This is a genomic window from Mesorhizobium sp. B2-3-14, from assembly GCF_006442175.1.
GTDB classification, from domain to species: domain Bacteria; phylum Pseudomonadota; class Alphaproteobacteria; order Rhizobiales; family Rhizobiaceae; genus Mesorhizobium; species Mesorhizobium australicum.
The window spans coordinates 44,539-68,939 of the sequence record NZ_VFVP01000002.1 but is presented as its reverse complement, the minus strand read 5'-3'; the positions used below and the strand labels follow the sequence as shown (position 1 = coordinate 68,939).

The following is a 24,401-nucleotide window of genomic DNA, read 5'->3' as shown; positions in this document are numbered from 1 at the left end:
CCGGCATCAAAGCTTCGGTAAACCGCGCAAGCTGTCAGAAATGCGCCGTTTACGGGCGTGATTTTAGCCAAGGCGGCATATGCTCAGCACGACTTTATAGAAGGCGACAATTGGCGTCGGAATACAGCTATGGCATTTTCTCACCTGACCGTGCCGACGAGGCGTTAACAGCGGCAGCAAGATTCCCTTTATGATTTCGGCCTATTGCTCATCCAATGCGTAGGTCGAGTTTTAGTAAAATTGTAGCGGTTGGCGTGCTGCTGGCACTTTCGGCCTGCGCCACGGCACCCAGTCACATCAACAATGTCTGCGCCGTCTTCGACCAGAACGATGGCTGGTTCGACAATTGGCAGTCGGGTGCCGAGCGCGCCTCACAGAAATATGGCGTGCCGGTGCCGGTGCTGATGGCGACGGTGCGCAAGGAATCCGGCTTCAAGAGCAACGCCCGGCCGCCGCGCACCAAACTGCTCGGCTTCATTCCGTGGAAACATGTCTCCTCGGCCACCGGCTTCTCGCAGGCGCTGGACGGCACCTGGTCGCAATATCAGCGCGAAACCGGCAACTGGGCGGCGCGGCGCACGAGATTCGCCGACGCCGTCGACTTCGTCGGCTGGTATCATTCCAAGACAGCCGACACATACGGCGTCGCGCGCAACGACACCTACAACCTCTACCTCGCCTATTACCTAGGCTGGACCGCCTATGGCCGCGGCAATCGTGGTGATGCGGGCGTCCAGGGCTACGCACGGGCCACCGACAAGATGGCCCGCGACTATGCTGTTCAGCTGCAGCAATGCGGGAGCTGATGTCCTGTCCGCGCTAGTGCGGCTTTGTCGTGTCCTTCGGTTTTGAATCACCGGTTTCCGACACCTCGTCGCGGACTTCGTGGCGACGGGCCCGCGAAACGGCGTCCGCCTCCTCGGCGGCCTCCCCGATCGCGTCGGCCTCAGCACCTGCCACCTTGCCATGTGGCCGCTTTGGCGGCTCGCCGGCAAAGCCCGGACCTTCGCCATGCGGCGCGTCGTCAGGCACGCCTTCATGGGCGGCATGTTCCCTGTCGAACTTGATCACCGGCTCCATGGTCTTGAGCACGTCGTCGGAGAGCCAGCACAGGCTCATATGGCCATCGCCGAGGTTCTTGACCGGCGGCACCTTGGTCTCGCACAGATTGTCAGGCACCAGCTTCTTGTAGCCGCAGCGTGTCTGGAACGGACAGCCGGACGGCGGGTTCATCGCCGAGGGGATGTCACCTTCCAGCACGATGTGCTTCTTGACCACGCTGGTGTCGGCAATCGGGATCGCCGAGAGCAGCGCCTCGGTATAGGGGTGATAGGGCGGCGCGAAGATCTGGTCTGTCGTGCCTTGCTCGACGATATAGCCGAGATACATGACGACGACGCGGTCGGCGATGTAGCGCACGACCGAGAGATCGTGGCTGATGAACAGCATCGTCGTCTTGTTCTTGCGCTGGATATCCATCAGCAGTTCCGTCACCGCCGCCTGCACCGAGACATCGAGCGCCGAAACCGGCTCGTCGGCCACCACCACCTTGGCGTCGCCGGCGAAGGCTCGCGCCACGCCGATACGCTGCTTCTGGCCGCCGGAAAGCTGGCGCGGCTTGCGGGTTTCGAACGCCCGCGGCAGTTTCACCAGGTCGAGCAGTTCCAGCATGCGCTTGCGCCTGTCGGCAACGGTCTTGCCGACGTTGAATTTTTCCAGCGTCCGGATGATCTGCGACCCGACCGAATGGCTGGGGTTCAGCGTGTCGAACGGGTTCTGGAACACCATCTGGATCGACGACACGGTGTCGACGCTGCGCTTCTCGATGCCGGTCGACTGGATTTCCTTGTTGCCGAGCGTGACGCTGCCGGAGCTGGCGGTTTCCAGCCCGAGCAATACCTTGGCAAGCGTCGACTTTCCGCAGCCGGATTCGCCGACGATGGCCACGGTCTCGGATTCGCGTGCCATGAACGAGATCGTCTCGTTGGCCTTGACGACGCGGCCTTCGCTCGAGCCGAACACCTCGCTGCCGCCAACCTTGTAGTATTTCCGCAGGTCCTCGATCTTGAGTACTGGCGCACCGGGCACGACGCGCTCATTCACCTTCTTGGCGCCGGGCGGCAATGCCTCCCAATCGATCTCGTTGAAGCGCACGCAGCGCGAGAAATGGCCCTCGTGTCCGGCGACTTCGATCATCGGGATTTCGGCGGCGTTGCAGACGCCCTCGACGAAATGGTGGCAGCGCGGGCCGAAATTGCAGCCTTTGGGCCGTTCGTGCGGCAGTGGCAATTGCCCCGGGATCGAGATCAGCGGCCGCGAGTTCTTGTCGGCGCCAGGCAGCGGGATCGAACGGAACAGCCCCTGCGTATAGGGGTGGCGCATCCGGTCGAAGACGTCCTTGATCTTGCCGGTCTCGACCGCCTCGCCCGAATACATCACCGTGATGCGGTCGCAGGTTTCCAGGATGAGGCCGAGATTGTGCGACACGAAGATCATCGAGGTGCCGAACTTCTCGCCCAACCCCTTGACCAGATCGACAATGCCCGCTTCCACGGTTACGTCGAGCGCCGTCGTCGGCTCGTCGAGCAGAAGCAGCGCCGGCTTCGACAGCAGCGCCATGGCGATAACGATGCGCTGCTGCTGGCCGCCGGAAAGCTGGTGCGGGTAGGAGCGCATCATGCGCTCGGGATCGGGAAGCTTGACCGAGCGCACCATTTCGAGCGCCCTGGAGTAGGCCTCTTTCGTCGACACCTTGTCGTGGATCAACGGCACTTCCATCAGCTGCTGGCCGATCTTCATCGCCGGATTGAGGCTGGCCATCGGCTCCTGGTAGATCATGGCGATCTTGTTGCCGCGGATGGCGCGCAGCTCCTCGTCGGAGAGCTCGCCCATGTCCTTGCCCTGGAACTTGATCTTGCCGCCAACGATCTTTCCGATGTTGGAGAGGTCGCGCATGATGCCGAGCGACACGGTCGACTTGCCGCAACCGGATTCGCCGACGATGCCCATCGCCTCACCCGGCATGACCGTGCAGGAAAAGTCCATGACGGCCGGTATCTCGCCCTTGCGGGTGAAGAAGGAGATCGAAAGGTTCTCGATCTCGATGATCGGCTGTGCCGGATTTCGAACTGCCTCGTTCATGGGTCGCTCCAATCCTTATTCTTGGCCAAGTGGGATCTGAGACCCCGCCGTCAATCCTTCATCGATTGCTCACGCAGTGAGTCGGCGAGCAGGTTGAGACCCAGCACGAACGACATCAACGCGATCGTCGGCGGCAGCGCCGGGTGAATAAAGGACCGCAGCAATCGGCTGGCATCCTTGATCGCCGTACCCCAGTCCGGGCTCTCGGGCGCGAGGCCCAGGCCGAAGTAACCCAGCGTGCCGAGCAGTATGGTGGTGTAGCCGATGCGCAGGCAGGCATCGACAATCAGCGGCCCGCGCGCATTGGGCAGGATCTCCCACAGCATGATGTACCAAGGCGATTCACCGCGCGTCTGCGCCGCCGCCACATAGTCGCGGGTCTTGATGTCCATCACCAGGCCGCGCACGATGCGGAACACGCCCGGGCTGGAGGCGAACACCACCGCCACGAAGATGTTTAGCTGGTTGGGATCGATGTGGACGATGTGCAGCGGGTCCCTGTCGAAGACGAGGCCGAGATAGATCCAGCCGCCTATGATCAGTGTCAGGCCGAGCAGGATGTAAATCCGGTCGGGCCGGTTCTTGTAGCGTGTCCAGAACAGCACGCTGAAGAAAATGATCGGAAACAGGAAGAAGACGCCGGCCAGCGCATAGGGGATCGGCGTGTCCATGATGCCCGGCGTCACCAGCAGGTAGAACAAGAGGATCACCGGGAAGGCCAGCACGAGGTTGGCCAGGAACGACAGGATGGAATCGATCTTGCCGCCGTAGTAGCCGGCCGGCAGGCCAAGCGTGATGCCGACCATCAGCGCGAAACCGGTCGCGGCGGGTGCGATGATCAACACGATCTGGCTGCCATAGACCATGCGCGAGAACACGTCGCGGGCGAGCTTGTCGCCGCCGAAGAGGTAGACGAGCCCCGATTGCGGTTCGATGGCGCCCGGCAGCGTGTCCTTCATGATCGGGATCTGGCCGAGCGGATCGAAAGGCGAGATGGTCGAGGCGAAAATCGCCGTGAACAGCCAGAACAGGCAGATGAACACGCCCGCTATGCCGACGCCGCTGTCGAACAACTGGCCGTAGAGCGCCAGCTTCTTCTTGTAGAGAAAGCTCGCACCCATGACGATGGCGAGCGCGGCCCAGACCGGCCAGAAGCGCCAGAGCACTTCGAGGATGATGGTGGAGGCGCCGATATATTGAGCTTGCATGCGCCTTCTCCCTACTGAACGCGGATGCGCGGATTGAGGAATGCATAGCCGACGTCGGAAATGAGCTGGGTGATCAGCACGATGAACACGGAGACCAGCGAACAGCCGAGCAGAAGATCGATGTCGTTGTTGCCGGCGGCCTCGACCAGCGTGTAGCCGAAGCCCTGGTAGCGGAACATCACCTCGACGATGACGACGCCGGTGAGCAGCCAGGGGAACTGCAGCATGATGACGGTGAACGGTGCGATCAAGGCGTTGCGCAGCGCGTGCTTGACCACGACGCTCTTGAAGGAAAGCCCCTTCAGGCGTGCCGTGCGGATATATTGCTGCGTCATCACCTCGACCATCGAGGCGCGTGTCATGCGTGCGATATAGCCGATGCCGTAGATCGCCAGCGTGATCACCGGCAGGGTGAAATTGTAAAAGGTGATGCCCTGGCTCGCGGACGCGGCCGACCCGTTCAGCCAGCCGAGCCACGAAGCGAAGATGACGGTGAAGATGACACCCGACACATATTCAGGCGTCGCCGTCGAGGCGATCGAGGCGATCGACAGCACGCGATCGGTGCGCGACCCCTCCCGCATGCCGGCAAGGATGCCAACCAGCAGCGACACCGGCACCATTACGCCCAGCACGCAGAGCATCAGAATGCCGGTAGCGCCCAGCGCAGGGAACAGCTTGGCCGCGACCGTGGTCTTGAACTTGGTCGAGCAGCCGAAATCACCCTCGATCACGCCGGAGAATGTCGGCACGGCCGGGTCATTGCAGAAGGAGAAGCGCTGCGTGGTCTTTCCGGTCGCCGGATCCGTGATCGGCTGCTTGGGCACGACGCCGAGCCACTGGCCATAGCGAACGAAGAAATTCTGGCGATAGCCGTGATTGACCAGCCAGCTTTCAAGTTGCTCCGCCGATGTGTGCATTTCGGTCTGGCTGATCGCCAGCTTTTTCAGATTGGGTTCGAGATTGACGAGGAAGAAGACGACCAGCGTCAGGCACAGCATCGTGAGCAGTATCGTGCCGATGCGTCTGATGATGAATGAGAACATTGTGCCCCCCTGCCGGCCGGGTTGGGGTCAGATATGGTCAACCCTGTGACGAAAACCCTGTAGCGTCCCGCCGCCGCTGCATCCAATGCAACGGCGACGATCCTGCGAATATGAGGGGCAGGCGCCCCTCATATTCATCAAGCAGCGGTCACGCCTGATCGAGCCAGACCTTGCCGAAATCGTGCTCGTAGGTGGGGTGCATCGAGTGGTTCTTCACCTCGGGCTTGATGTTGATGTAGAGCTTGCGCCAGTAAGGCTGGATGATGATGCCGGAATCCTGCAGCATCTGCTCGATGTCCTTCATCACCACCTTGCGCTTCTCCGCATCGGCGATGCCGAGCGCCTCGTTGACCTTCTTGTCGAAGTCCGGATTGGCATAGGCCGTCTCGTTCCAGGCTTCGCCCGAGCGGTAGGCGATGGCGATGACCTGGATGCCAAGCGGACGCATGTTCCAGTTGGTCTCCGAGAATGGGTACTTCGTCCAGTCGTTCCAGAAGGTCGAGCTCGGCAGCACGGTGCGCTTCACCTTGATGCCGGCCTCGCGCAGCTGGGCCGCGATCGCGTCCGTGGTGTTCTTGTGGTAGTCCTCGTCGTTGCTGATCAGCTCGTGTTCGAAATCGATCACGCCGGCTTCCGTCAGCATCTGCTTGGCCTTGGCGACGTCGCGCTTGATCTTCGGCAGTTCGACATATTCCGGATGGATCGGCGCGACATGGTGGTTTTCGGCCGGCGTGCCGGCATTGCCGTAGCCGAGCTGCAGGACCACCGAATTGTCGACGGCCAGGCACATCGCCTGACGCACCTTCTGGTCGCCATAAGGCTTGGCGTTGACGTTGAAGCGCGACACCACGGTAGCCGCGGTCACCACTTCCGAAGGCGGCGCGCCGACGTCCGCGATGATCTTGACGTAGTCGGCGGTCGTTTCGTGGTTGGTCTGCACTTCGCCCGATTCGAAGGCCGAAACGGTCGCGGCCGGATCGGTGCCGTAGTCGATGAACTCGACGCCGTCGAGGAAGGCTTCGCCTTGCCACCACTTGCCGGTCGTGCGGCGCTTGTAGACCACCTTCTGGCCGACATCATAGGAGACGAGCTCGAACGGACCAGTGCCGATCGGGCAGTTCTTGAAGTTGGCGCCCTTCTCGTCGAAGCTCTTGTGGACGACGAGGCCGGGATAGTCGCACAGGTTCGGGATGATGGCGATGTCGGGCTTCGACAGCTTCAGTTTGACGGTCATGTCGTCGACCTTGACGATCGACCCTTCGCGCAACTTCTTGGTCTTTTCGTCGACGAGGCTGCCGAGACGTCCAGGCATCGAGTTGCCTTCGGCTGATTTGTCGGCCCAGCGGGTGAAATTGTAGATCACGTCATCGGCGGTGAACTTGTCGCCATTGTTCCATTCGACGCCAGGCCGCACATGCAGCGTGTACTCGGTGGCGTCGTCGTTGATGTCCCAGCTTGCCAGCAGATATGGAGCGAATGTGTACTCCTTGGTGTATTTCACCAGCGGCTCGAGCGCCTGGCGCTCGGCGTTGGAAATCTCGGACCAGTCGGCGGTACGCGGATCCTTGGGATCCTTGACCGACATCGCCACTTTCAGCACGCCGCCCTTCTTGCCCTGGACGTCCTCGGCCTTGGCCGGGGTCGGAGCGGCAAGGCCGAGCAGGCCGTAGGCCATGGCGGTCGAGGCACCGAAGACGCTGGCGAGCGCGAGGAATTCGCGGCGATCGACTTTGCCCGACTTGGCTTCTTCGGCCATCGCCAGGATGTGATCCGGAACGCTGTCGCCGTTGCTCTTATAGATTGTCATGACTAACTCCCATTGTTGGCTTTCCGCCGATTAACATTCCGCATCCGGGCCATGATGTCAAAGACGGCATGGATTGGGAACATGTTAGCGAATGTGCAACTTTGGAAGGGGGGCAGTTCGCGTGATAGCGACAGTCTTGGCGCAAAATTGCTAGTGCGCCCAGATTTCGCCAAAATCTCTTCGGGCAATTAAATTGAGACATTCGCACTGGTTACGACAGCGCCAGTTGCGGCCAGGATGAAGGCCAGGCCCTCAATATTCCTTCTCGTAGAAGATGCCGCCCTTGGCTTCGCCGGCGTCCGTCGCCTCGCCGCGCAATTTGACGCCGCGCCCGACATTGAGATCGATGGTCGCCTTGCCGGAACCCGGCTTGTCGCCCTTCTGGATGGTCACATAGGTGCGGTCGTTCAGGTACTTGCCGGCCGAGACCGCCGTGCCGCCCTTATCATCGGTGGTCACGTCGAGGTCGTCAACGCCGATGGCGCTGCGCAGGTTTTCCAGAAGCGACGTCGAACCGCCGACGCCGGCCAATTGTCCGGCGGCCTCGGCCAGCTGTGCGATCTGCAGCGGCGACAGGTTCGACATCGACCGCCCGAAGATCAGCTGCGCCAGCACCTCGTCCTCCGGCAGCGCAGGCACCGAACTGAAGGTGAATTTGGGATTGGTCGCCTCGCCCGACACCACGATGGTGACGGTCGCGCCGGTCGTGGTCGTCGTCGCCGTCAGATTGAGGTAAGGCACCAGCGAACCCGAGAACCCGACCGTGCCTTCGGTGAAGGTCAGCCGCTTGCCAAGGATCGACAGCCGGCCGCGCTGCAAGGTGAAGGTGCCGACGGCTTGCGGCGACGAGGCCGGGCCGGTTAGCTTGAGCGAGCCACCGAATTCGGCGTCGACACCCCTGCCCTGGATGAAGATCTGGTTCGGCGCGTTGACCGTGACGTCGAGTGCAAGGCCGCTGCCACCGCTCTTGCCGCTGGTCGTGGCCGGGCGCAGCGCCTTGTCCTGCGCCCTGACCGGACCCGGCGCATTCTTGTGCTTGACGTCGAGCGCCGAGAGCGAGCCCGGCAATTTGTCCGGGACCGTGATGACGGTCTTGGCCAGGTTGACGGTTCCGGCAATCGCCGGTGCCGAAGTCAGCGGCCCCCTGATCGTCAGGTCGCCGCCAAGGTTGGCGGTCACCACGCGACCGTCCGTATAACGACCGTCCGTGAGCTTGATCGACAGGTCGGCCGGGAACCCTTGCGCCGGATTGATGCCGACCGTGCCACTGGCCGAAAGGCTGCCGCGCGTCGACAGTGTACCGGTCAGCCGGTTGATCCTGGCGACGTCGTTGCCGATCGAGACATCGAGGGCGATGTCGTTGACTGCGAGACCCGAATTGGCATCGACCAGGCGTGCGCCGGACGCCCTCACCGTACCACCGATGACAGGCGATTTCGCCGGACCACGCACCTGGACATTGACGTTGGCGTTGCCGGTCAGCGACAAGCCCTGCGCGGCAAGTTTCTCGCTGAGAAGGCCGAATGGCACCGCACCGTTGAAGTCGAGCGCCAGCGCCGGGGTGCCCACCGTCGTCACCGTGCCGCCGCCCTTGAGTCCAAGGCCGGCCCCGTCGCTGATATTGGCGTTGAAGGCCAGCTTGTTGCCGGCAAAGGTGCCGGACGAAGAAACGCTCACCGCGCCGACGCCCGCGCCACGGGTCTGCGATGTCTGCACGCCGGCCGCGTCTATGTTGAAGGCAACCGCGGGGCTCGCCGGTGCGCCCGTCACCTTCACCGTGCCGGAAATGGAACCCGCGGCATCGAGCCCGGGCGAAAAACTGTTGGCGAGCGACATCGGCACGCGTGCCAGCACCGCATTGATGTCGAGCGCCTGCCCGACCTTGCCGGTCACCGTCGCGGTGCCGCCGCCAAGGTTGAGCACCAGCCTGTCCAACGTCGTCGTGCCATTGGCGATGCTGACGGTCGAGGCCTGGGCGATGGCCGCCTTGATGCCCTGGACGGTCGCCTGGCCTGAAGCAAGCTCGATGGTGGTCGTCCCGTTGGCTACCTTCACCCGGCCTGCCGCCTGCGCCGGAATGCCCTTGACCGTCGCTCCACCGGAAAAGCCGGTCCAGTCGCCATCGCGCTTCAAATCGACATCGATGCCGCTGATCACCGTACCGCCCGAGGTGACGGTGTCGGCGCGGATCTTGCCTGAAATCACGGGAGCGGCGAGATAATTGGCGATCAGCGCATCGACCGAGACGGCCTTCGCCTGCAGGTCGCCGCGTATGATCGAGTCGGTCGTCGCCTTGATGGCGACCTGCGGCGCCGCGCCATTCCTGGAGAAGGCGATCGTGCCGCGAACGTCGCCTTCGGCCTTTTCCAGTGCCAGTGCGGCAAGCGGCCCGATGTCGGGGAGGTCGAGCGAAATGATGCCTTCAGGCACGAACTTGTCGTCCAGCGCCAGATCGCCCGAGATTCGGTTCTTGCCCAGCGACAGCAGCAGGCCGTTGATGGCGCTCTTGCCGTTCGCCGTTGCCAGCACGGCACTCCCCTGCAGCGCCTGCCCGGCGACATTGCCAGTGAGTTGGACATTGGCCGCCGGATTGGCGGCATCGGCCTTGCCGGTAGCCGTGAGCTTCAATCCGGTGATCTCGCGCGATGCCACCGACAGTCTGTCGCTGTTGACTGTAAGCGACAGGTCGGGCGCCATGGCCGGCCCTTGCGCGCTCAGCGCGAAGGCGATGGCGCCCGTGGCATCCTTCGACAATGGCGAGATGTCGCTCAGCGCCCCCCTGATATCGGCGGTCACTTTGTTGTCGGCAAGGCTTGCCTGTCCGTCGGCGCTCAGCGCGCCAGAAGTCAGCTTCAATCCACCGATGTGGAGATTGCCGTTGGGTTCGCGCTTCAGCATGGCGCTTATCTGGGCGCGGTCGCCAAGCATGCCGCGCGCCGCCGCCGGCAAGGCCGACGATGGCGCATCCGCCTTCAGGTTGAGATCGATGGCACCGTCACGCAGCGATACCTGGCCGGCCACCTGGCTGCTCAGCGCATCGCTTTTCAGCGAGCCGCTGTCGATAGCCACAGTGTCGGCGCTCAGCCGGGCGCTGAGCGCGGCCGTGACCTTGCCGGCGATAAGCGGCGCGATCGTTGGATTGTCGAGCCCAACCTTGTCCACCGATACCGTTCCGGAAACCGGCCCGGCGCGATTCCGGAGATCGAATGCGTCCGAGTGCAGTGCGAGGGTCAGTCCGTCCACCCTCGCCGGGCTGGTGACGACCGAGGGCAGGATCACGGAAAGGTCCAGTCGGGCATGCGTGCTTTCGCCCGCGATTTTAGCCGATACTGATCGGACCTCGATCTTGACGGGGCTCTCGGCGCTGCCGACCGTCAGCGGCAGGCTGGGACCCGACGAGGTCAGATCGATCGCAAAATCGCTCGCCCCGTTCGGATTGATGGTGCCTGTGGCCTGCCCAGAGACCTTGTCGCCGGACAGGGTTGCATGGTCGAGGGCGACGCCGCCGGCGATCGTGTAGCTGCCGGCCGCATCGACGGCGAGCGGTCCGAGCCCTGCCTGGCGGGTCTGGCTGGTCTCGGCACCGGCCAGTTTCGCGTTGAACCGGATATCGGGAGCTGCCGGCGCTCCGCTCACTTCGGCGATACCGTCAAGCGTTCCCGTGGCATCCAGGCCAGGCGAAAACGCATTGGCAAGCGCTGCCGGCAAGGCGGAGACCTGCGCCGCCAGATCGAGCGTCTCGCCAGCGCTGCCCGACAGCGCCACCTTGCCGCCGCCAATATCGAGCGCCAGCTTCTCGATCTTGGCCGTACCGTCGGCGATGGTCAGAGCCGACGGTTCGGCAATCGCCGTCTTGATGCCGCGAACGGTGGCGTCGCCCGAGGCGATCTCGACGCTGGTGGTGCCCTCGGCGATCTTCACCCGGCCGGCAGCGGTCGCAGGAATGCCTGCTATGGTCGCGCCACCAGTGAAATCGGTCCAGTCGCCGTCGCGCTTGAGGTCGACGCCGATGCTGCTGATTTCCGTGTTTCCCGAAGTGACCGCATCGGCCTTGATGGTGCCCGAGATCGCCGGCGCCTTGAGATAATTGGCGACGAGCGCATTGATGGCGATCGCTTTGGCCGTCACCTCGCCACGCGCGACCGACGTGCTTTTGGCATCGATGGCAATGGACGGTGCATCGCCGTCCTTGGCGAACAGGATGGTGCCGTTGATGTCGCCGGTCACCGCCTGGCCGGCGAGCGCGGCCAACTGGTCGATGGCAGGTGCGGCGAGCGTCAGCGTGCCCAGGGGCATGAACTTGTCGTCGAGCGCCAGGTCGCCTGAGACCTTGTTGTCGCCCAGCGACACCAGGAAGCCATTGATCGAACGCTTGCCCTCGCTGGTCACCAGGGCCGCCTTAATGTCGAGCGGCTGGTCGTTGACGGCGCCGGTCAGCGAGACGTTGGCGGAAGGGTTCGTTATGTCGGCCTTGCCGCTCGCGCTCAGCTTGATGGCCTTCACCGTGCGGCCCGAAGCGGTCAGGCTCTCGCTGTTGGCGCTAACGGTGAAATCCGGCGCGGTCATCGCGCCGCTTGCCGACAGCGCGAAATCGACCCCGCCGGCAACCGGCACGCCGACCGTCGGCGACAACACCGAAACGTCGCCCAATTTGCCCTTGATGTCGGCCTGGATGTCAGTGCCTTGCATGCTGGCCGTACCGCTGGCGCTGAGCGATCCTGAAGTGAGTTCGATGGAATTCGCGGCGAAAGATCCCTGCGGATCGCGCGATGCCGTGGCCGAGAACTTCACCCGCCCGCCGAGCACCGAGGCGATCTGCTGGGGAAACGCGGTCGCCACGGCATCGGCATTCATTTTGAGCTGCATCGACATGTCGGCGAGTGCCACTGTCGCCGTCAGCGAGGCATTGACCGCATCGGAGCGCAGCGTACCCTGATCGATGGCAATAACGGCGTCCTTGCTGATCGAACCGGCCAGATCGACATCGACCTTGCCGGTGATCAGCGGCGCCAACGTCGCCACGTCGGTGTTCAGGCCGCCCGCCTCCAGCTTGACGGCAACCGGGCCGGCGCGGTTCTGGATATCGAAACCATCGGAATGGATCTGCGCCGCCAGATCGTCCAGCCGCGTGCCGCCGGCGACGATCGAAACGAAGGAGGCGCCGATGTCGACGATCGGCGCCTTGCCGTCGCCGAAGGCGCGCGCGGTGGCGTTCTTGATCGCCAGCGTGATCGGCTGCGCCTTGCTGCCGACGCTGATCACCACGGGCGGGCCCTTGGCGGCGAGTTCGACCGACAGGTCGCTGGCGCCGGCAGGATCGGCAATGCCGGACGCGGTGCCGTGTACCGCATCGCTCTCGATGCTGGCCCGGTCGATGCTGATGCCGCCGACCGACGTGGCGGTGCCCGCGACATCGAAGTTGGTCTTGCCGGCAAACAACGGCTTCAGGTTTTCCGGCAGGAAGCGGGCAAAATCGCCGTCGCCCTTTGCCTCGACATGATTGCCCTTGTCGGTGAGCTGGTGACGGCCGGTGAGCTGGGTGACGATCCGATGGTCGACGAGGAAGGTGCCGACACCGCTCCAGTTGGCAAGCGGCCCACTGCCCGAAACCACGATATCTACTGGTGGCGCATCCGGCAGCTTGAGCAGGTTGGCAATGATGCCGCCGGCCGGCTCCGACGCCTTGAGGTCGAGGTCCAGCTTGTTATCGGCGGGTGCGAAATGGATCTTGGCGTCGACATTGCCCTGTTTGCCGTCGTGACGGGTGACATTGAGCACCGTCTGGACCGCCAGTGGCGCGGCATCGGCCTTGAGCATTCCCTTGGCCGCGAGCTCGGCGATGCCGCTGCCGGCCAGTTGCTGGCCAAGCGCGATTTCCGGCAGCTCGATCTGCTTGATGTCGATGGAGACCGGCAGCGTCGTCGTGCCGCTCTGCGCGGGCGGCTGCGTACCGGCCACCGGCAGGCGTGCCAGTTCGACGCGATCGGCGGCGATGCGATCGGCGCTGAAGCTTTTGGACAGAAGTGCCGTCGGCGACCAGTCGACGGCCACCTTGCGCGCCACCAGCCAGGCGCCCTCACGGTCCTCAAGCACGACATGGTCGACGCTGAGATTACCCGACCAGATGCCGTTGATGCCGCTGACGGTGACCTTGCGGTCGTCGCTTGAAGCCAGCCGCGAAATGATGCCGGCGAGGTTGTCGCGCCCGCGCTCGGTCTTGGTCAGCACGACCAGCGCGCCGATCGCACCCGCGACCACGATCAGCAGCGTGTAAAGGACAATGCGAAGGATGCGCCAGACCGTTTTCATCGTCAGAACGCCTGTCCGATGCCGGCATAGATGCCGAAATGCGGATCACCTGGGTCGCGGTTGAGCGGCACGGCCGCATCGATGCGCAGCGGCCCGAACGGCGTGACGTAGCGCAGGCCGACACCGGCGCCGACCTTGACGTCGGAGAAGTTGGGAACCGACTTGGTCGACACGGTGCCGGCATCGACGAACGGCACGATGCCGATCGTGTCGGTGACGGCGATGCGCATCTCGACCGAAGTCTCGAAGAAGGACAGGCCGCCGATCGGCTGGCCGGTGAAGTCCTTCGGGCCGATGCCCTGATAGGCATAGCCGCGCACCGAGCCGCCGCCGCCGGAATAAAAACGCCGGTCGGCCGGGACGTTCTGCAGCCCGGTACCGACGATCGAGCCTACGGCGACCCGTTCGGCCAGCACGAATTTCGAGGCCGTGTCCAGCGACTGATAGGCCGACCCTTCGCCCTTCAGCTTGAGGAAGGCCGCACCGCTCAAAATGTCGTAGCTCGGCTCGGCATAGGCCAGCAAACGGAAGCCGGTGGTCGGGTTGAGCCGGCTGTCTCTGTTGTCATAGACATACTGCAGCGGAACGCTGGCGATCAGGTATTTGTGCTTGCCGAAGGCGTCGTGAATGCGCGAATAATCGAGCGCGACCTCGGCTGACACGGTCTGCTTCCTGTCGAGTTCATAAGACAGGCCGGTGCTGCCCTTGACCGAGAAATGGTCGTAGGCGTCGGGATGTTCCAGCACCGTCTTGACGCTGGCGAAGAACTTCGACGCCGGCCCGATGACGCCGGGTTTCTCGAACATGATGCCGGCATTGTAGTTCAGTTCGGACAGATTGTTGCTGCCGATGCCGCTGATGGCACCGTCGATGCGCAGCTTCTCGGCACGGCCAAACAGGTTGCGATGGCCCCAGTAGCCCTCCAGGCCAAGCCCCTCGGTGTTCGAGAAGGTGCCGCCCAGCCCGAAATAACGCGGCTTGCGCTCGCTGACCTGGACGCCGATCGGGATGTTGCCGTCCGCGTCGAGCTTGTCGGCTTCCTTGAAGGTGACACTGTTGAACACCTCCAGCGCCAGCAGCCTGTCGCGCGCGTCGCTGATCTCCTGCGGCGAGTACTGCTTGCCGCGCTTCAGCCCGGTCATGTATTCGGTGAAGTCGCGGTCGACCTTCTCGGTGCCTTCCACCGTGGTCGCGCCATAGCCGGCTACCGGGCCGGCCGCGACCGTCAGCGACACGTCGAGCGTCGAGGTGGCATGGTCGGCGACGATCTGCCGGCCGGTCACCTTGGCCAGCGGCCTGCCCTGCTCCTTCAGCGTCCGCACGATCAGCGCCTCGGCCTTGAGCACAGCGCCCGATCCGGCGTCGCCGCCTGCTATCAGCCCATAATCGGCGCTCATCAGCCCCGCCGCGTCGCCTTCCAGCCTGATGTTGCCGAGCGTGAATTTGGGGCCGGCCGAGATGGTGATCGCCACCGGAATGGGCTGTGGCCCCTTGAATTCGGCGTCCGGCGGCAATTCGTCGAGCGGCTTGCCGTCGATGGTGACGGTGACGACGCCTTCATAACGGGCATCGGCATAAAGGGCGGCGACCAGCTGTTCACGGTCGCTGCGTGCCTTGGCCATCAGCCCGAGCGAGCCCGAAACCGGCCGGTCCTCGTCGCCTTTCAACGCCGAGGCGTTTTCGAGCTTCTTGACCAGGTCCTTGTCGGCATCGGGCGCGGAGATGGTCACCGCATAGCGCAGGGGATCGACAATGTCGGCGTCCTCGTCGCTGGACGATCCCCACAGCTTGATGCCGAAAAGCTCGAACGCGGCCGCGGGCCTCGATTCGCAAAGCAGCGCCATCGAGCACATCATGGCCAAAAGCAGGGCGCGCGGAAGCACGCGCCCTGGCGCGATCCCTCCTGACATCTGCTCTTCATACGCCGGCATTAAGACAACCTAGTTCGTAAAACTAAAATTGGAATGAAGTTCTGAAGCGCTCGTAAAGGGGCCACAATCCAATTGTCTGAAATAGGACGGGCTTGGAATTCACACCTTCTGCGTTTCCGCAAGAAAGCGTGATCCCCTTTCCCATGGAGGTTACTGTCCGCATACCGGTCCTTGGCCGGAAAATAAACCGTTGGCAGGCGGCACCTGCCGCGTTCGCGCGTTGACAAGCCCGACTGAAGCTTGATCATGCCCGGACGTCTGCAATTGTCTGGAGGGTGTAATGGCAATGCGCGCGGCTCGTGGTCTGTCGATTCTCGTCCTTTTTTTCCTTGCCTGGGGTAGCGTCGCGCAAGCGGCCGAGGCCCGGCGGATCGCGACGACGGACAATTCCGATTATTTCGGCTTCGATCTCCGGTCCGACCAGAACGTCACGCTCGACCAGTGCAAGACGACATGCCTCGGCGATCCGGCCTGCCGCGCCTTCACCTACAACACCAAGGCAAAATGGTGCTTTCTCAAATCCGACTATAACCAGTTGAAATCCTTCACCGGCGCGGTCGCCGGCAAGGTCGTCAACATGGACGGCGATCCCGACATCGGCGCGCCGCCGGAACTCGCCTTCTTTCCCAACTGGATGGCCGACCAGGCCCAGCAATACCGCAACAAGGTGCTCGGCCCGGCCTTCGACAAGCCGACAGAGGGCATGGCGGCGCTGACCAATGCCGCCGAACAGGCCGTGTTGACCGGCGACCATCGCTCCGCCATGCAGAAATACGAGGCCGCGGTCTCGGTCATGCCTGACGATGGCCAGCTCTGGCTCAAGCTGGCGCGCGAAACGCTGGCCGTGCAGCCTGCGGCCAACACCTCCGAAGCCTCGACTTTGCCGGCAAACGGCACGTCGGCCGCCTTCAACGCCTATAAGCTGCTGCGCACCACCAAGACGCGCGCCGAAGTGCTGGCGCTGCTCGGCAACGGTCTCGACAAGCGCGATCTCTACCGGCCGGCGCTGCAGGCCTATGAGGCCAGCCTTGCGCTGGAAAGCTCGCCCGCGGTCCAGGCCGACTATGCCGATCTGAAAGCCCGCAAAGGATTCCGCGTTGTCGATCACAGCATCGATGCCGACACCAGCGCGCCGCGCATCTGCGCGCAATTCTCCGAGGAACTGGTCAAGACCGGCGTCGACTACGCGCAGTTCGTCACCGTCGACAACGCGCCGCCCAAGGGCGTCGAGGCCAAGGACAAGCAGATCTGCGTCGAGGGCCTGGAGCATGGCCAGCATTACGACGTCACCTTCCGCGCCGGCCTGCCGGCGGCGATCGGCGAAGTGACCGCCGCCCCCGTGGTGCTGTCGATCTACGTACAGGACCGCGCGCCGTCCGCCCGCTTCACCGGCGACAGCTTCGTGCTGCCGGCCGGCGCGCGCCGCGGCATCCCGGTCGTCACCGTCAACATGAACGCCGCCGAAATGAAGCTCTACCGCATCGGCGACCGTTCGCTGGCGCAGCTTCTGTCGGGCTACCAGTTCCTGCACCAGCTCGACGGCTATGACATCTCCAACATTTCCGAGCAGATGGGCGCACCGGTCTGGCAGGGCCAGCTCGACATCGGCAACGACCTCAACAAGGAAGTCACCACCTCCTTCCCCGTCGACGAAGCGCTGCCGCAGCGCAAGCCCGGCGTCTATGTGCTGACCGCGCAGCCCGTCAACGACAAGAGTGACGACTACGGTTCGCTGGCCACGCAGTGGTTCGTCGTCTCCGACATCGGCCTGTCGACCTATACCGGCCAGGACGGGCTCAATGTCTTTGCCCGTTCGCTGGGCAGCGCCAAGCCGATTGCCGGCGCCGAACTGACGCTGGTTGCCAGGAACAACGAGGTTCTCGGCACCGCGACGTCGGATGCCGACGGCCACGCCGTTTTCAACCCCGGCCTGACGCGCGGTGACGGCGGCATGGTGCCGGCCGTGCTGATGGCCAAGCAGGGCGATAATGACTTCGTCTTCCTCGACATGGCCAAGGCCGGCTTCGACCTGTCCGACCGTGGCGTCACCGGACGCGCGGCACCAGGCGCGCTCGACGTCTATGCCTGGACCGAGCGCGGCATCTACCGCGCCGGCGAGGACGTCCATGTCGCCGCCCTTGCCCGCGATGGTGCGAGCAAGGCGGTCGAGAACCTGCCGCTGACCTTCATCTTCTCGCGCCCCGATGGCGTCGAGGACCGCCGCATCGTCAGTGACGGCGCCTCGGCCGGCGGCCATGCCGTCGACCTGCCGCTCGAACCCAACGCCATGCGCGGCACATGGTCGGTGTCGATCCACACCGATCCCAAGCAGCCGGCGGTGGCCAGCCAGATGTTCCTGGTCGAGGACTTCGTGCCGGATCGCATCGAATTCGACATGAAAGCCGACAAGCAGGAGATTGCGCGGGGCGAAACCGCCAACATCGACATTGACGGCCGCTTCCTCTATGGCGCGCCGGCGGCGGGCCTTGCGCTGGAAGGGGAGTTGACGCTGTCGACCTCTCGTGACTGGGACCGCTTTCCCAACTTTTCCTTCGGCCTCGCCGACGAGCAGTCGGCGGAGCCGACGGTCACGCCGCTCACCGACCTGCCGGTGGTCGGCGATGACGGCAAGGCGACCTTCCCTGTTACCGTCGACCAGTTGCCCTCGACCACCAAGTTGGTCGACGGCAAGGTGACGGTGCGCATGCGCGAAACCGGCGGCCGCGCCATCGAGCGCTCGCTCAACATCGGCATCCGCCCGCAAGGCCATATGATCGGCATCCGACCGGACTTCGCCGATGGCGAAGTGCCGCAGGGCGGCACCGCCAAGTTCAGCCTGATCGCCGTCGATCCCAACGGCAAGCGCGAGGCGCTGAAAGGCGCGCAATGGACACTGGTCAAGGTCGAACGCAATTACCAGTGGTACCGCTCCAACAACTCCTGGAACTACGAGCCGGTCTCCTTCACCAAGTCGATTTCCAACGGCCAGGTCGACCTCGGCGCCGACGGCGACGCCACCGTCTCCGTGCCGGTCGATTGGGGCCAGTACCGGCTCGAGGTCGAGACATCCGATCCCGAGGGGCCGGCGACCAGCTACGAGTTCGACGCCGGCTGGTATGTCGCCTCGACGACCACCGAAACGCCTGATGGCCTTGAGATCGCGCTCGACAAGGACAATTATGCCACGGGCGAAGTGGCGAAGCTGAAAATCTCGCCGCATTTTGCCGGCGAACTTCTGATCAACATCGGTTCCGACAAGCTGTTGAAGACCATCACGGCGACCGTACCGGCAGGCGGCGGCACCGTCGATATCCCCGTCGGTGACGATTGGGGTGCCGGCGCCTACGTCACGGCAACCCTGTTCCGGCCGGGCGATGCGCAGGAAACGCGCATGCCGGCCCGCGCCATCGGCGTGAAGTGGCTGACGGTCGATCCGGGCGCCAAGAAGCTCGCCATCACGCTGACGCCGCCCGACAAGACCGTGCCGCGCCAGCAGCTGTCGATCCCGGTTTCCGTGGCCGGAGTGCAGCCGGGCACGAACGCCTATGTCATGGTTGCCGCCGTCGATGTCGGCATCCTCAATTTGACCAACTACAAGGCGCCGGATCCGGAGAACTGGTTCTTCGGCCAGCGCATGCTCGGCATGGAGATCCGCGACATCTACGGCCGCCTGATCGATGGCTCGCTGGGCACCACCGGCAAGCTCCGGACCGGCGGCGACGGCGCCAACATGCAGGCGCAGGGCAGCCCGCCCACCGAAAAGCTGGTCGCCTTCTTCTCCGGCATCGTCCAGCTCGATGCCGACGGCAAGGCGCGGATCGACTTCGATATCCCGCAGTTCAACGGCACCGTGCGCGTCATGGCCGTCGCCTGGACCAAGGAAGCGGTCGGCCATGCCCAGGCGGACGTGATCGTGCGCGATCCCATAGTGATTACCGCCGGCCTGCCGCGCTTCCTGGCGCCTGGCGACAACGCCGTCATGCGCCTCGACGTGGCCGACACCGACGGCCCGGCCGGCGACTACGCGCTGTCGATCGATACGACGGGCGACCTGTCGACGGGCGACAAGCCCCTGCCCCAGAAGCTGACGCTCGCCCAGGGCAAGCGCCAGACGCTGACCGTGCCGCTGATCGCCAGGACAGCGGGCAATGCCTCGCTCACCATCAAGCTGGCGCACGCCGACGGCACCAAGGTCGAGCAGACGCTCTATGTGCCGGTGCGCCCGGCGCAATTGCCGGTCACCACGCGCCTTGTGGTCGACCTCAAGGGCAATGGCGGCGCGCTGCGCGTCGACAAGGAACTCTTGGCGGCCAGCCTGCTCGACGGCGCTTCGGTCAGTGTCGGCGTTTCGCAGGCGGCAGCCTTCGACGTGCCCTCGCTGCTGATGACACTTGATCGCTACCCCTATGGCTGCGCCGAGCAGACCACCAGCCGCGCCATGCCGCTTCTCTACGTCAACGAGATGGCATCCGGCGTCGGCATGGAAAGCGACCCTGACCTGCACGGCCGCGTCCAGGACGCAATCTACAAGGTCCTGAGCTACCAGTCATCGAGCGGCAGCTTCGGCCTGTGGGGTCCGGGCTCCGGCGATCTGTGGCTCGACGCCTATGTCAGCGAATTCCTGACCAGGGCGCGGGAGCAGAAATACGACGTGCCGGCTCTGGCGATGAACCAGGCCCTCAACAACCTGCAGAACTCGCTCGGCTACGACCAGAGCGTACAGGACCGCGGCAGCGAGATCGCCTACGCCCTTTATGTGCTCGCCCGCAACAAGAAGGCCTCGATCGGCGATCTGCGCTATTACGCCGACACCCAGCTCGAAGCCTTCTCGAGCCCGATGGCCGTTGCCCAATTGGCGGCGAGCCTGGCGCTCTACGGCGACACGCAGCGTTCGGAGGCGACGTTCAAGACCGCGCTGCAGCTCGCCAAGTCGAGCACGGACTACGACTGGTACCGCTCCGACTACGGTTCGGCGTTGCGTGACGGCGCGGCGATGCTGTCGCTGGCGGCGGAATCGAAGCCGGTATCGACCATCGTGCCCGAGCTGATCAAACTGGTGACCAGGGAACGCGCCGAAGCCCGCTGGACCAGCACCCAGGACGATTCCTGGATGCTGCTGGCGGCGCGCGCGCTGAAGGAGGGCAACGACTCCATCGCGCTCACCGTCAATGGCGCGCCGCATTCCGGCGGCTATTCCAACCAGGTCAACGGCTCCGAGCTTATCGACAGCCCGCTCGAAATCGCCAACACCGGCGAGACCCCGCTGCAGGCCGTCGTCACCACCGTGGCGTCGCCGATCCAGCCCTTGCCGGCCGGCGGTGACGGCTTCACCATCAGCCGCACCTACTACAAGCTCGACGGCACTGAAGCCAATGTGACCGAGGCAACCCAGAACGAACGCTATGTCGTCGTGCTCAAGGTCACCGAGCAGAACAGCTGGCCGTCGCGCCTGCTGGTCACCGACCTGTTGCCGGCCGGCTTCGAGATCGACAATCCAGGCCTGGTCTCCAGCGCCCAGTTGACGAACTTCTCCTGGCTGGCACAGACCGACGCCGCGCATCTGGAATTCCGCGACGATCGCTTCGTCGCGGCATTCAACCCGGCCGATGGCGACCACGACCACAATCTGACGCTTGCCTATGTCGTGCGCGCCGTGACGCCGGGCACCTACGCCCATCCGGCGGCAACGGTGGAGGACATGTACCGCCCGCAATATTCGGCCCGTACAGCTACCGGCATGATGGAGATCAAGGCACCGTAAGGTGCCTTGGCGGAAATGAACGTGAGGTTCGCGCCGCCCCTCATTGCCCTGCCGGGCATTTCTCCCCGTATAGAGACGGGGAGAAAGAAGCCTGCACCAAAGCTTTCGCCAGCTTTAAACGTCGCAGGAAAGGCGCCAATGCATGCCACAGCTCCCTTCTCCCCGTCACTAAACGGGGAGAAGGTGGCGGCAGCCGGATGAGGGGCGGCGCCATGCTTTCCAAGAAACTCCTCCGTCGCGCTGCCATCGCAGTTGCCTCCCTTGCCGCCTTCTTCACGATTGCCGCCGCCACCCTCTGGCAACTCGACCGCGCCTTCCCGCCCCCGCTTCCTGAAAGGCTCACCGTCTCCACCGAAGTCCAGGACCGCGACGGCCAGCTGTTGCGCGCCTTTGCCACGCCGGACGGCTACTGGCGGCTGGAAACCCGGCTCGACCAGGTCGACAAGCAGTTCGTCGACATGCTGGTCACCTATGAGGACAAGCGCTTCTGGGACCATGACGGGGTCGACGTGCTGGCGCTGGCGCGCGCCGCCGGCCAGTTCGCAACCAGCGGCCACATCGTCTCCGGCGGCTCGACCCTGTCGATGCAGCTTGCCCGCCTGATCGAGCCACGCGAGAGCCGCAGCCTCGGCTCCAAGCTCAAGCAGATGCTGCGCGCCGTCCAGATCGAGCGGCGGTTGTCGAAGCGCGAGATCCTCGAACGCTATCTCACACTGGCGCCCTATGGCGGCAATCTGGAGGGCGTGCGCGCCGCTTCGCTCGCCTATTTCGGCAAGGAGCCAAATCGGCTCACCGTTTCCGAAGCCGCGCTTCTGGTGGCCCTCCCGCAACTACCGGAAAAACGCCGCCCTGACCGCAACCTGCAGATCGCCCACGCAGCTCGCGACCGTGTGCTCACCCGCATGGTCTCATCAGGCCTGATCGGCGAACGCGAGGCGGCACGCGCGGCGCTTGACGATGTGTTGGGCCTGCGCCGGCGCTTGCCGGCGCTCGCCCCGCATGCCTCTTACGCGATGCTGCCCAAGGCCGTCCCCGGCCAGCCGCTCAAGCTGACGATTCGCAAAAGCGTTCAGCAAGGACTGGAACAGGTGGCCCGCGACGCCGCCACCAGGCTCGGGCCGCGTCTGTCGGTCGCCATGGTGCTGGCCGATGCCCGCACCGGCGACATTCTGGGCGAAGTCGGCTCGGCCAATTTCTTCGATTCCAGCCGTTCCGGCTGGATCGACATGACCAAGGTCGTGCGCTCGCCCGGCTCGACGCTGAAGCCGTTCATCTATGGCCTCGCCTTCGAACAGGGACTGGTGGCGCAGGAGACGCTGATCGAGGACAGCCCGGTCGATTTCAGCGGCTACAGACCCAAGAATTTCGACATGGGCTATCAGGGCGATGTCTCGATCCGCCAGGCGCTGCAATTGTCGCTCAACGTCCCGGCGATCCGGGTGCTCGACGCGGTCGGTCCGGCGCGGCTGACGGCGCGCTTCCGCCAGGCGGGCGTCAACCCAATCCTGCCGGTCAATGAGGCGCCGGGGCTGGCCATCGGGCTTGGTGGCGTCGGCGTCACGCTGCGCGACCTCGTCCAGCTCTATACGGGGCTCGCCAATGGCGGCAAGACGCACTCGCTGCGCGACGGCACCGAACCGGCCAATGCCGTGAGTTCGACCACCACCATCCTCAGCGACCAGGCCAATTGGCAGATCATCGACATCCTCTCCGGAGTAAAACCGCCGGAAGGTGCCTTGCAGCGCGGCATCGCCTACAAGACCGGAACCTCCTACGGCTACCGCGACGCCTGGTCGGTGGGCTTCGATGGCCGCTATGTGCTGGGCGTCTGGGTCGGCAGGCCCGATGCCGGCGCGGTGCCGGGCCTCTCCGGCTATGTCTCGGCCGCCCCGATCCTGTTCGAAGGCTTTGTCCGCTCGGGCCTCGCCACCGTACCGCTGCCAGGCAAACCGCCCGGTGCCTTCACACCCAAGCGCGAGGACCTGCCTGTGACGCTCGCCCGCTTCGGCGCCGGCGCGGATGGCCTGGTGCAGGCGACGCCGACCGAACCGGCGCCGAGCATCATCTTCCCGCCGGACGGCGCCCGCGTCGATCTCTCCACCAACTCGGCCGACGCCTCGCCGCTGGTGCTGAAATTGCAAGGCGGCCGCGCCCCGTTCCGCTGGCTGGCCAATGGCAAGCCCCTCATCGGCCTCGACCGCCGCCGCACCGCGACCTGGCTGCCCGACGGCGCGGGCTATTCGACGCTCACCGTCATCGACGCCGCAGGACGGGCTGCCAGTGTGAAGGTCTTCGTCCAGTGAAAGCGATCCTTGAATAGAATGCGCCACGCGATTCAGCGCATTGGCTTTTGTGCGCTGATGATCGCCGGCTCGGCCCTGCCGGCGCCTGCCGATCCCCTCCCCGCGGGTTTCGTTCGCCTCGCCGATGTCGCCCCATCGATCCGCCAGAACATTCGCTACGCCAACGCCGACAATTTTCTGCACCGCAAGGTGAATGGCTATGACGCGCCGGTCTGCATTTTGACCCGGGAGGCCGCCGAGGCACTTTCCAGAGTCCAGCGGGCGATGGCCACCAGAGGCCTGACGCTGGTCGTCTTCGACTGCTATCGCCCTGCCCGCGCCGTTGCCGACATGGGCGAATGGACGGCCGCGGGTGGACCGCCGGACCCGCAATGGTATCCGAAGGTCAAGCGTGGCGATCTCATCGCCAAGGGCTATGTCGGCGAACTGTCCAGTCATTCGCGCGGCTCCACCGTCGATGTTGCCATCGCGCCTGTCGACAGTACCCCCGTGCCGAAACCGGCCTGCGGCGCGATCGATGCCGACACCCTCGATTTCGGCACCGGCTTCGATTGTTTCGACCCGATGAGCGAGACCGCGCATCGCCCGCTCGGCGCCAAAGCTGCGGCAAACCGAAAGCTGCTCGTCGATGCCATGCGTGCTGGCGGGTTCAAGAACTACGCGCGCGAATGGTGGCATTTTGCGCTGGCCCGGGAGCCATTTCAAAAGCAGCGCTTCGATTTCCCGGTGACCGCTGAGTAACCTGCCCAACCACCCTTGCCCAACCAGCCTTGCCCGGCAACCGCGCATCCCTAGATAGGCCGGATGGTGGGCCGACTCCGGCGCGGAGCGACCGCGAGGAAAATATTTCTCATAACAGCGACAAGTCGTCGAAGATTTTCTTCAGGAGAACAAA

The 24,401-nt window shown here is 64.3% G+C and carries 10 protein-coding genes; 4 read left to right on the top strand and 6 right to left on the bottom strand.

The window, feature by feature from the left end:
* Positions 1 to 215 precede the first annotated feature (215 nt).
* Entirely contained in the window at positions 216 to 806 is a 591-nt protein-coding gene (locus FJ950_RS04955; protein ID WP_015317138.1) for a transglycosylase SLT domain-containing protein, read from the top strand.
* Positions 807 to 819: 13 nt separating this feature from the next.
* Here the strand turns inward: FJ950_RS04955 and FJ950_RS04950 are convergent, their stop codons facing one another.
* The 6 genes from FJ950_RS04950 to FJ950_RS04925 all read right to left on the bottom strand — a co-directional run bounded on the left by FJ950_RS04950 (position 820) and on the right by FJ950_RS04925 (position 15,442).
* Positions 820 to 3,141, bottom strand: coding sequence for an ABC transporter ATP-binding protein (locus FJ950_RS04950; RefSeq protein WP_015317137.1), 2,322 nt, complete (start codon positions 3,139 to 3,141; stop codon positions 820 to 822).
* Positions 3,142 to 3,191: 50 nt separating this feature from the next.
* Complete coding sequence (locus FJ950_RS04945; RefSeq protein ID WP_015317136.1) at positions 3,192 to 4,349, bottom strand: ABC transporter permease; 1,158 nt, start codon at positions 4,347 to 4,349, stop codon at positions 3,192 to 3,194.
* An 11-nt stretch (positions 4,350 to 4,360) separates the two neighbouring features.
* On the bottom strand, positions 4,361 to 5,395 hold the full coding sequence (locus FJ950_RS04940; protein WP_015317135.1) for an ABC transporter permease: 1,035 nt from the start codon (positions 5,393 to 5,395) through the stop codon (positions 4,361 to 4,363).
* A gap of 148 nt (positions 5,396 to 5,543) precedes the next feature.
* Positions 5,544 to 7,202, bottom strand: coding sequence for an ABC transporter substrate-binding protein (locus FJ950_RS04935; protein ID WP_015317134.1), 1,659 nt, complete (start codon positions 7,200 to 7,202; stop codon positions 5,544 to 5,546).
* A 252-nt stretch (positions 7,203 to 7,454) separates the two neighbouring features.
* Positions 7,455 to 13,511 (bottom strand): translocation/assembly module TamB domain-containing protein, encoded by a 6,057-nt coding sequence (locus FJ950_RS04930; protein WP_140615528.1) that lies wholly within the window; start codon positions 13,509 to 13,511, stop codon positions 7,455 to 7,457.
* Between the two features lie 2 nt (positions 13,512 to 13,513).
* Entirely contained in the window at positions 13,514 to 15,442 is a 1,929-nt protein-coding gene (locus tag FJ950_RS04925) for an autotransporter assembly complex family protein (protein ID WP_015317132.1), read from the bottom strand.
* Positions 15,443 to 15,722: 280 nt separating this feature from the next.
* Here FJ950_RS04925 and FJ950_RS04920 point away from each other — a divergent pair, with 280 nt between their 5' ends.
* From FJ950_RS04920 to FJ950_RS04905, 3 genes are all read left to right on the top strand, one after another.
* Positions 15,723 to 21,203: an alpha-2-macroglobulin family protein gene (locus FJ950_RS04920; RefSeq protein ID WP_140615526.1), complete on the top strand. Its 5,481-nt coding sequence runs from the start codon at positions 15,723 to 15,725 to the stop codon at positions 21,201 to 21,203.
* A gap of 212 nt (positions 21,204 to 21,415) precedes the next feature.
* Positions 21,416 to 23,506, top strand: coding sequence for a penicillin-binding protein 1C (gene pbpC, locus FJ950_RS04910; RefSeq protein WP_246671938.1), 2,091 nt, complete (start codon positions 21,416 to 21,418; stop codon positions 23,504 to 23,506).
* Between the two features lie 18 nt (positions 23,507 to 23,524).
* Positions 23,525 to 24,247, top strand: a complete 723-nt coding sequence (locus tag FJ950_RS04905; protein ID WP_140615522.1) for a M15 family metallopeptidase — start codon at positions 23,525 to 23,527, stop codon at positions 24,245 to 24,247.
* Positions 24,248 to 24,401: the final 154 nt, after the last annotated feature.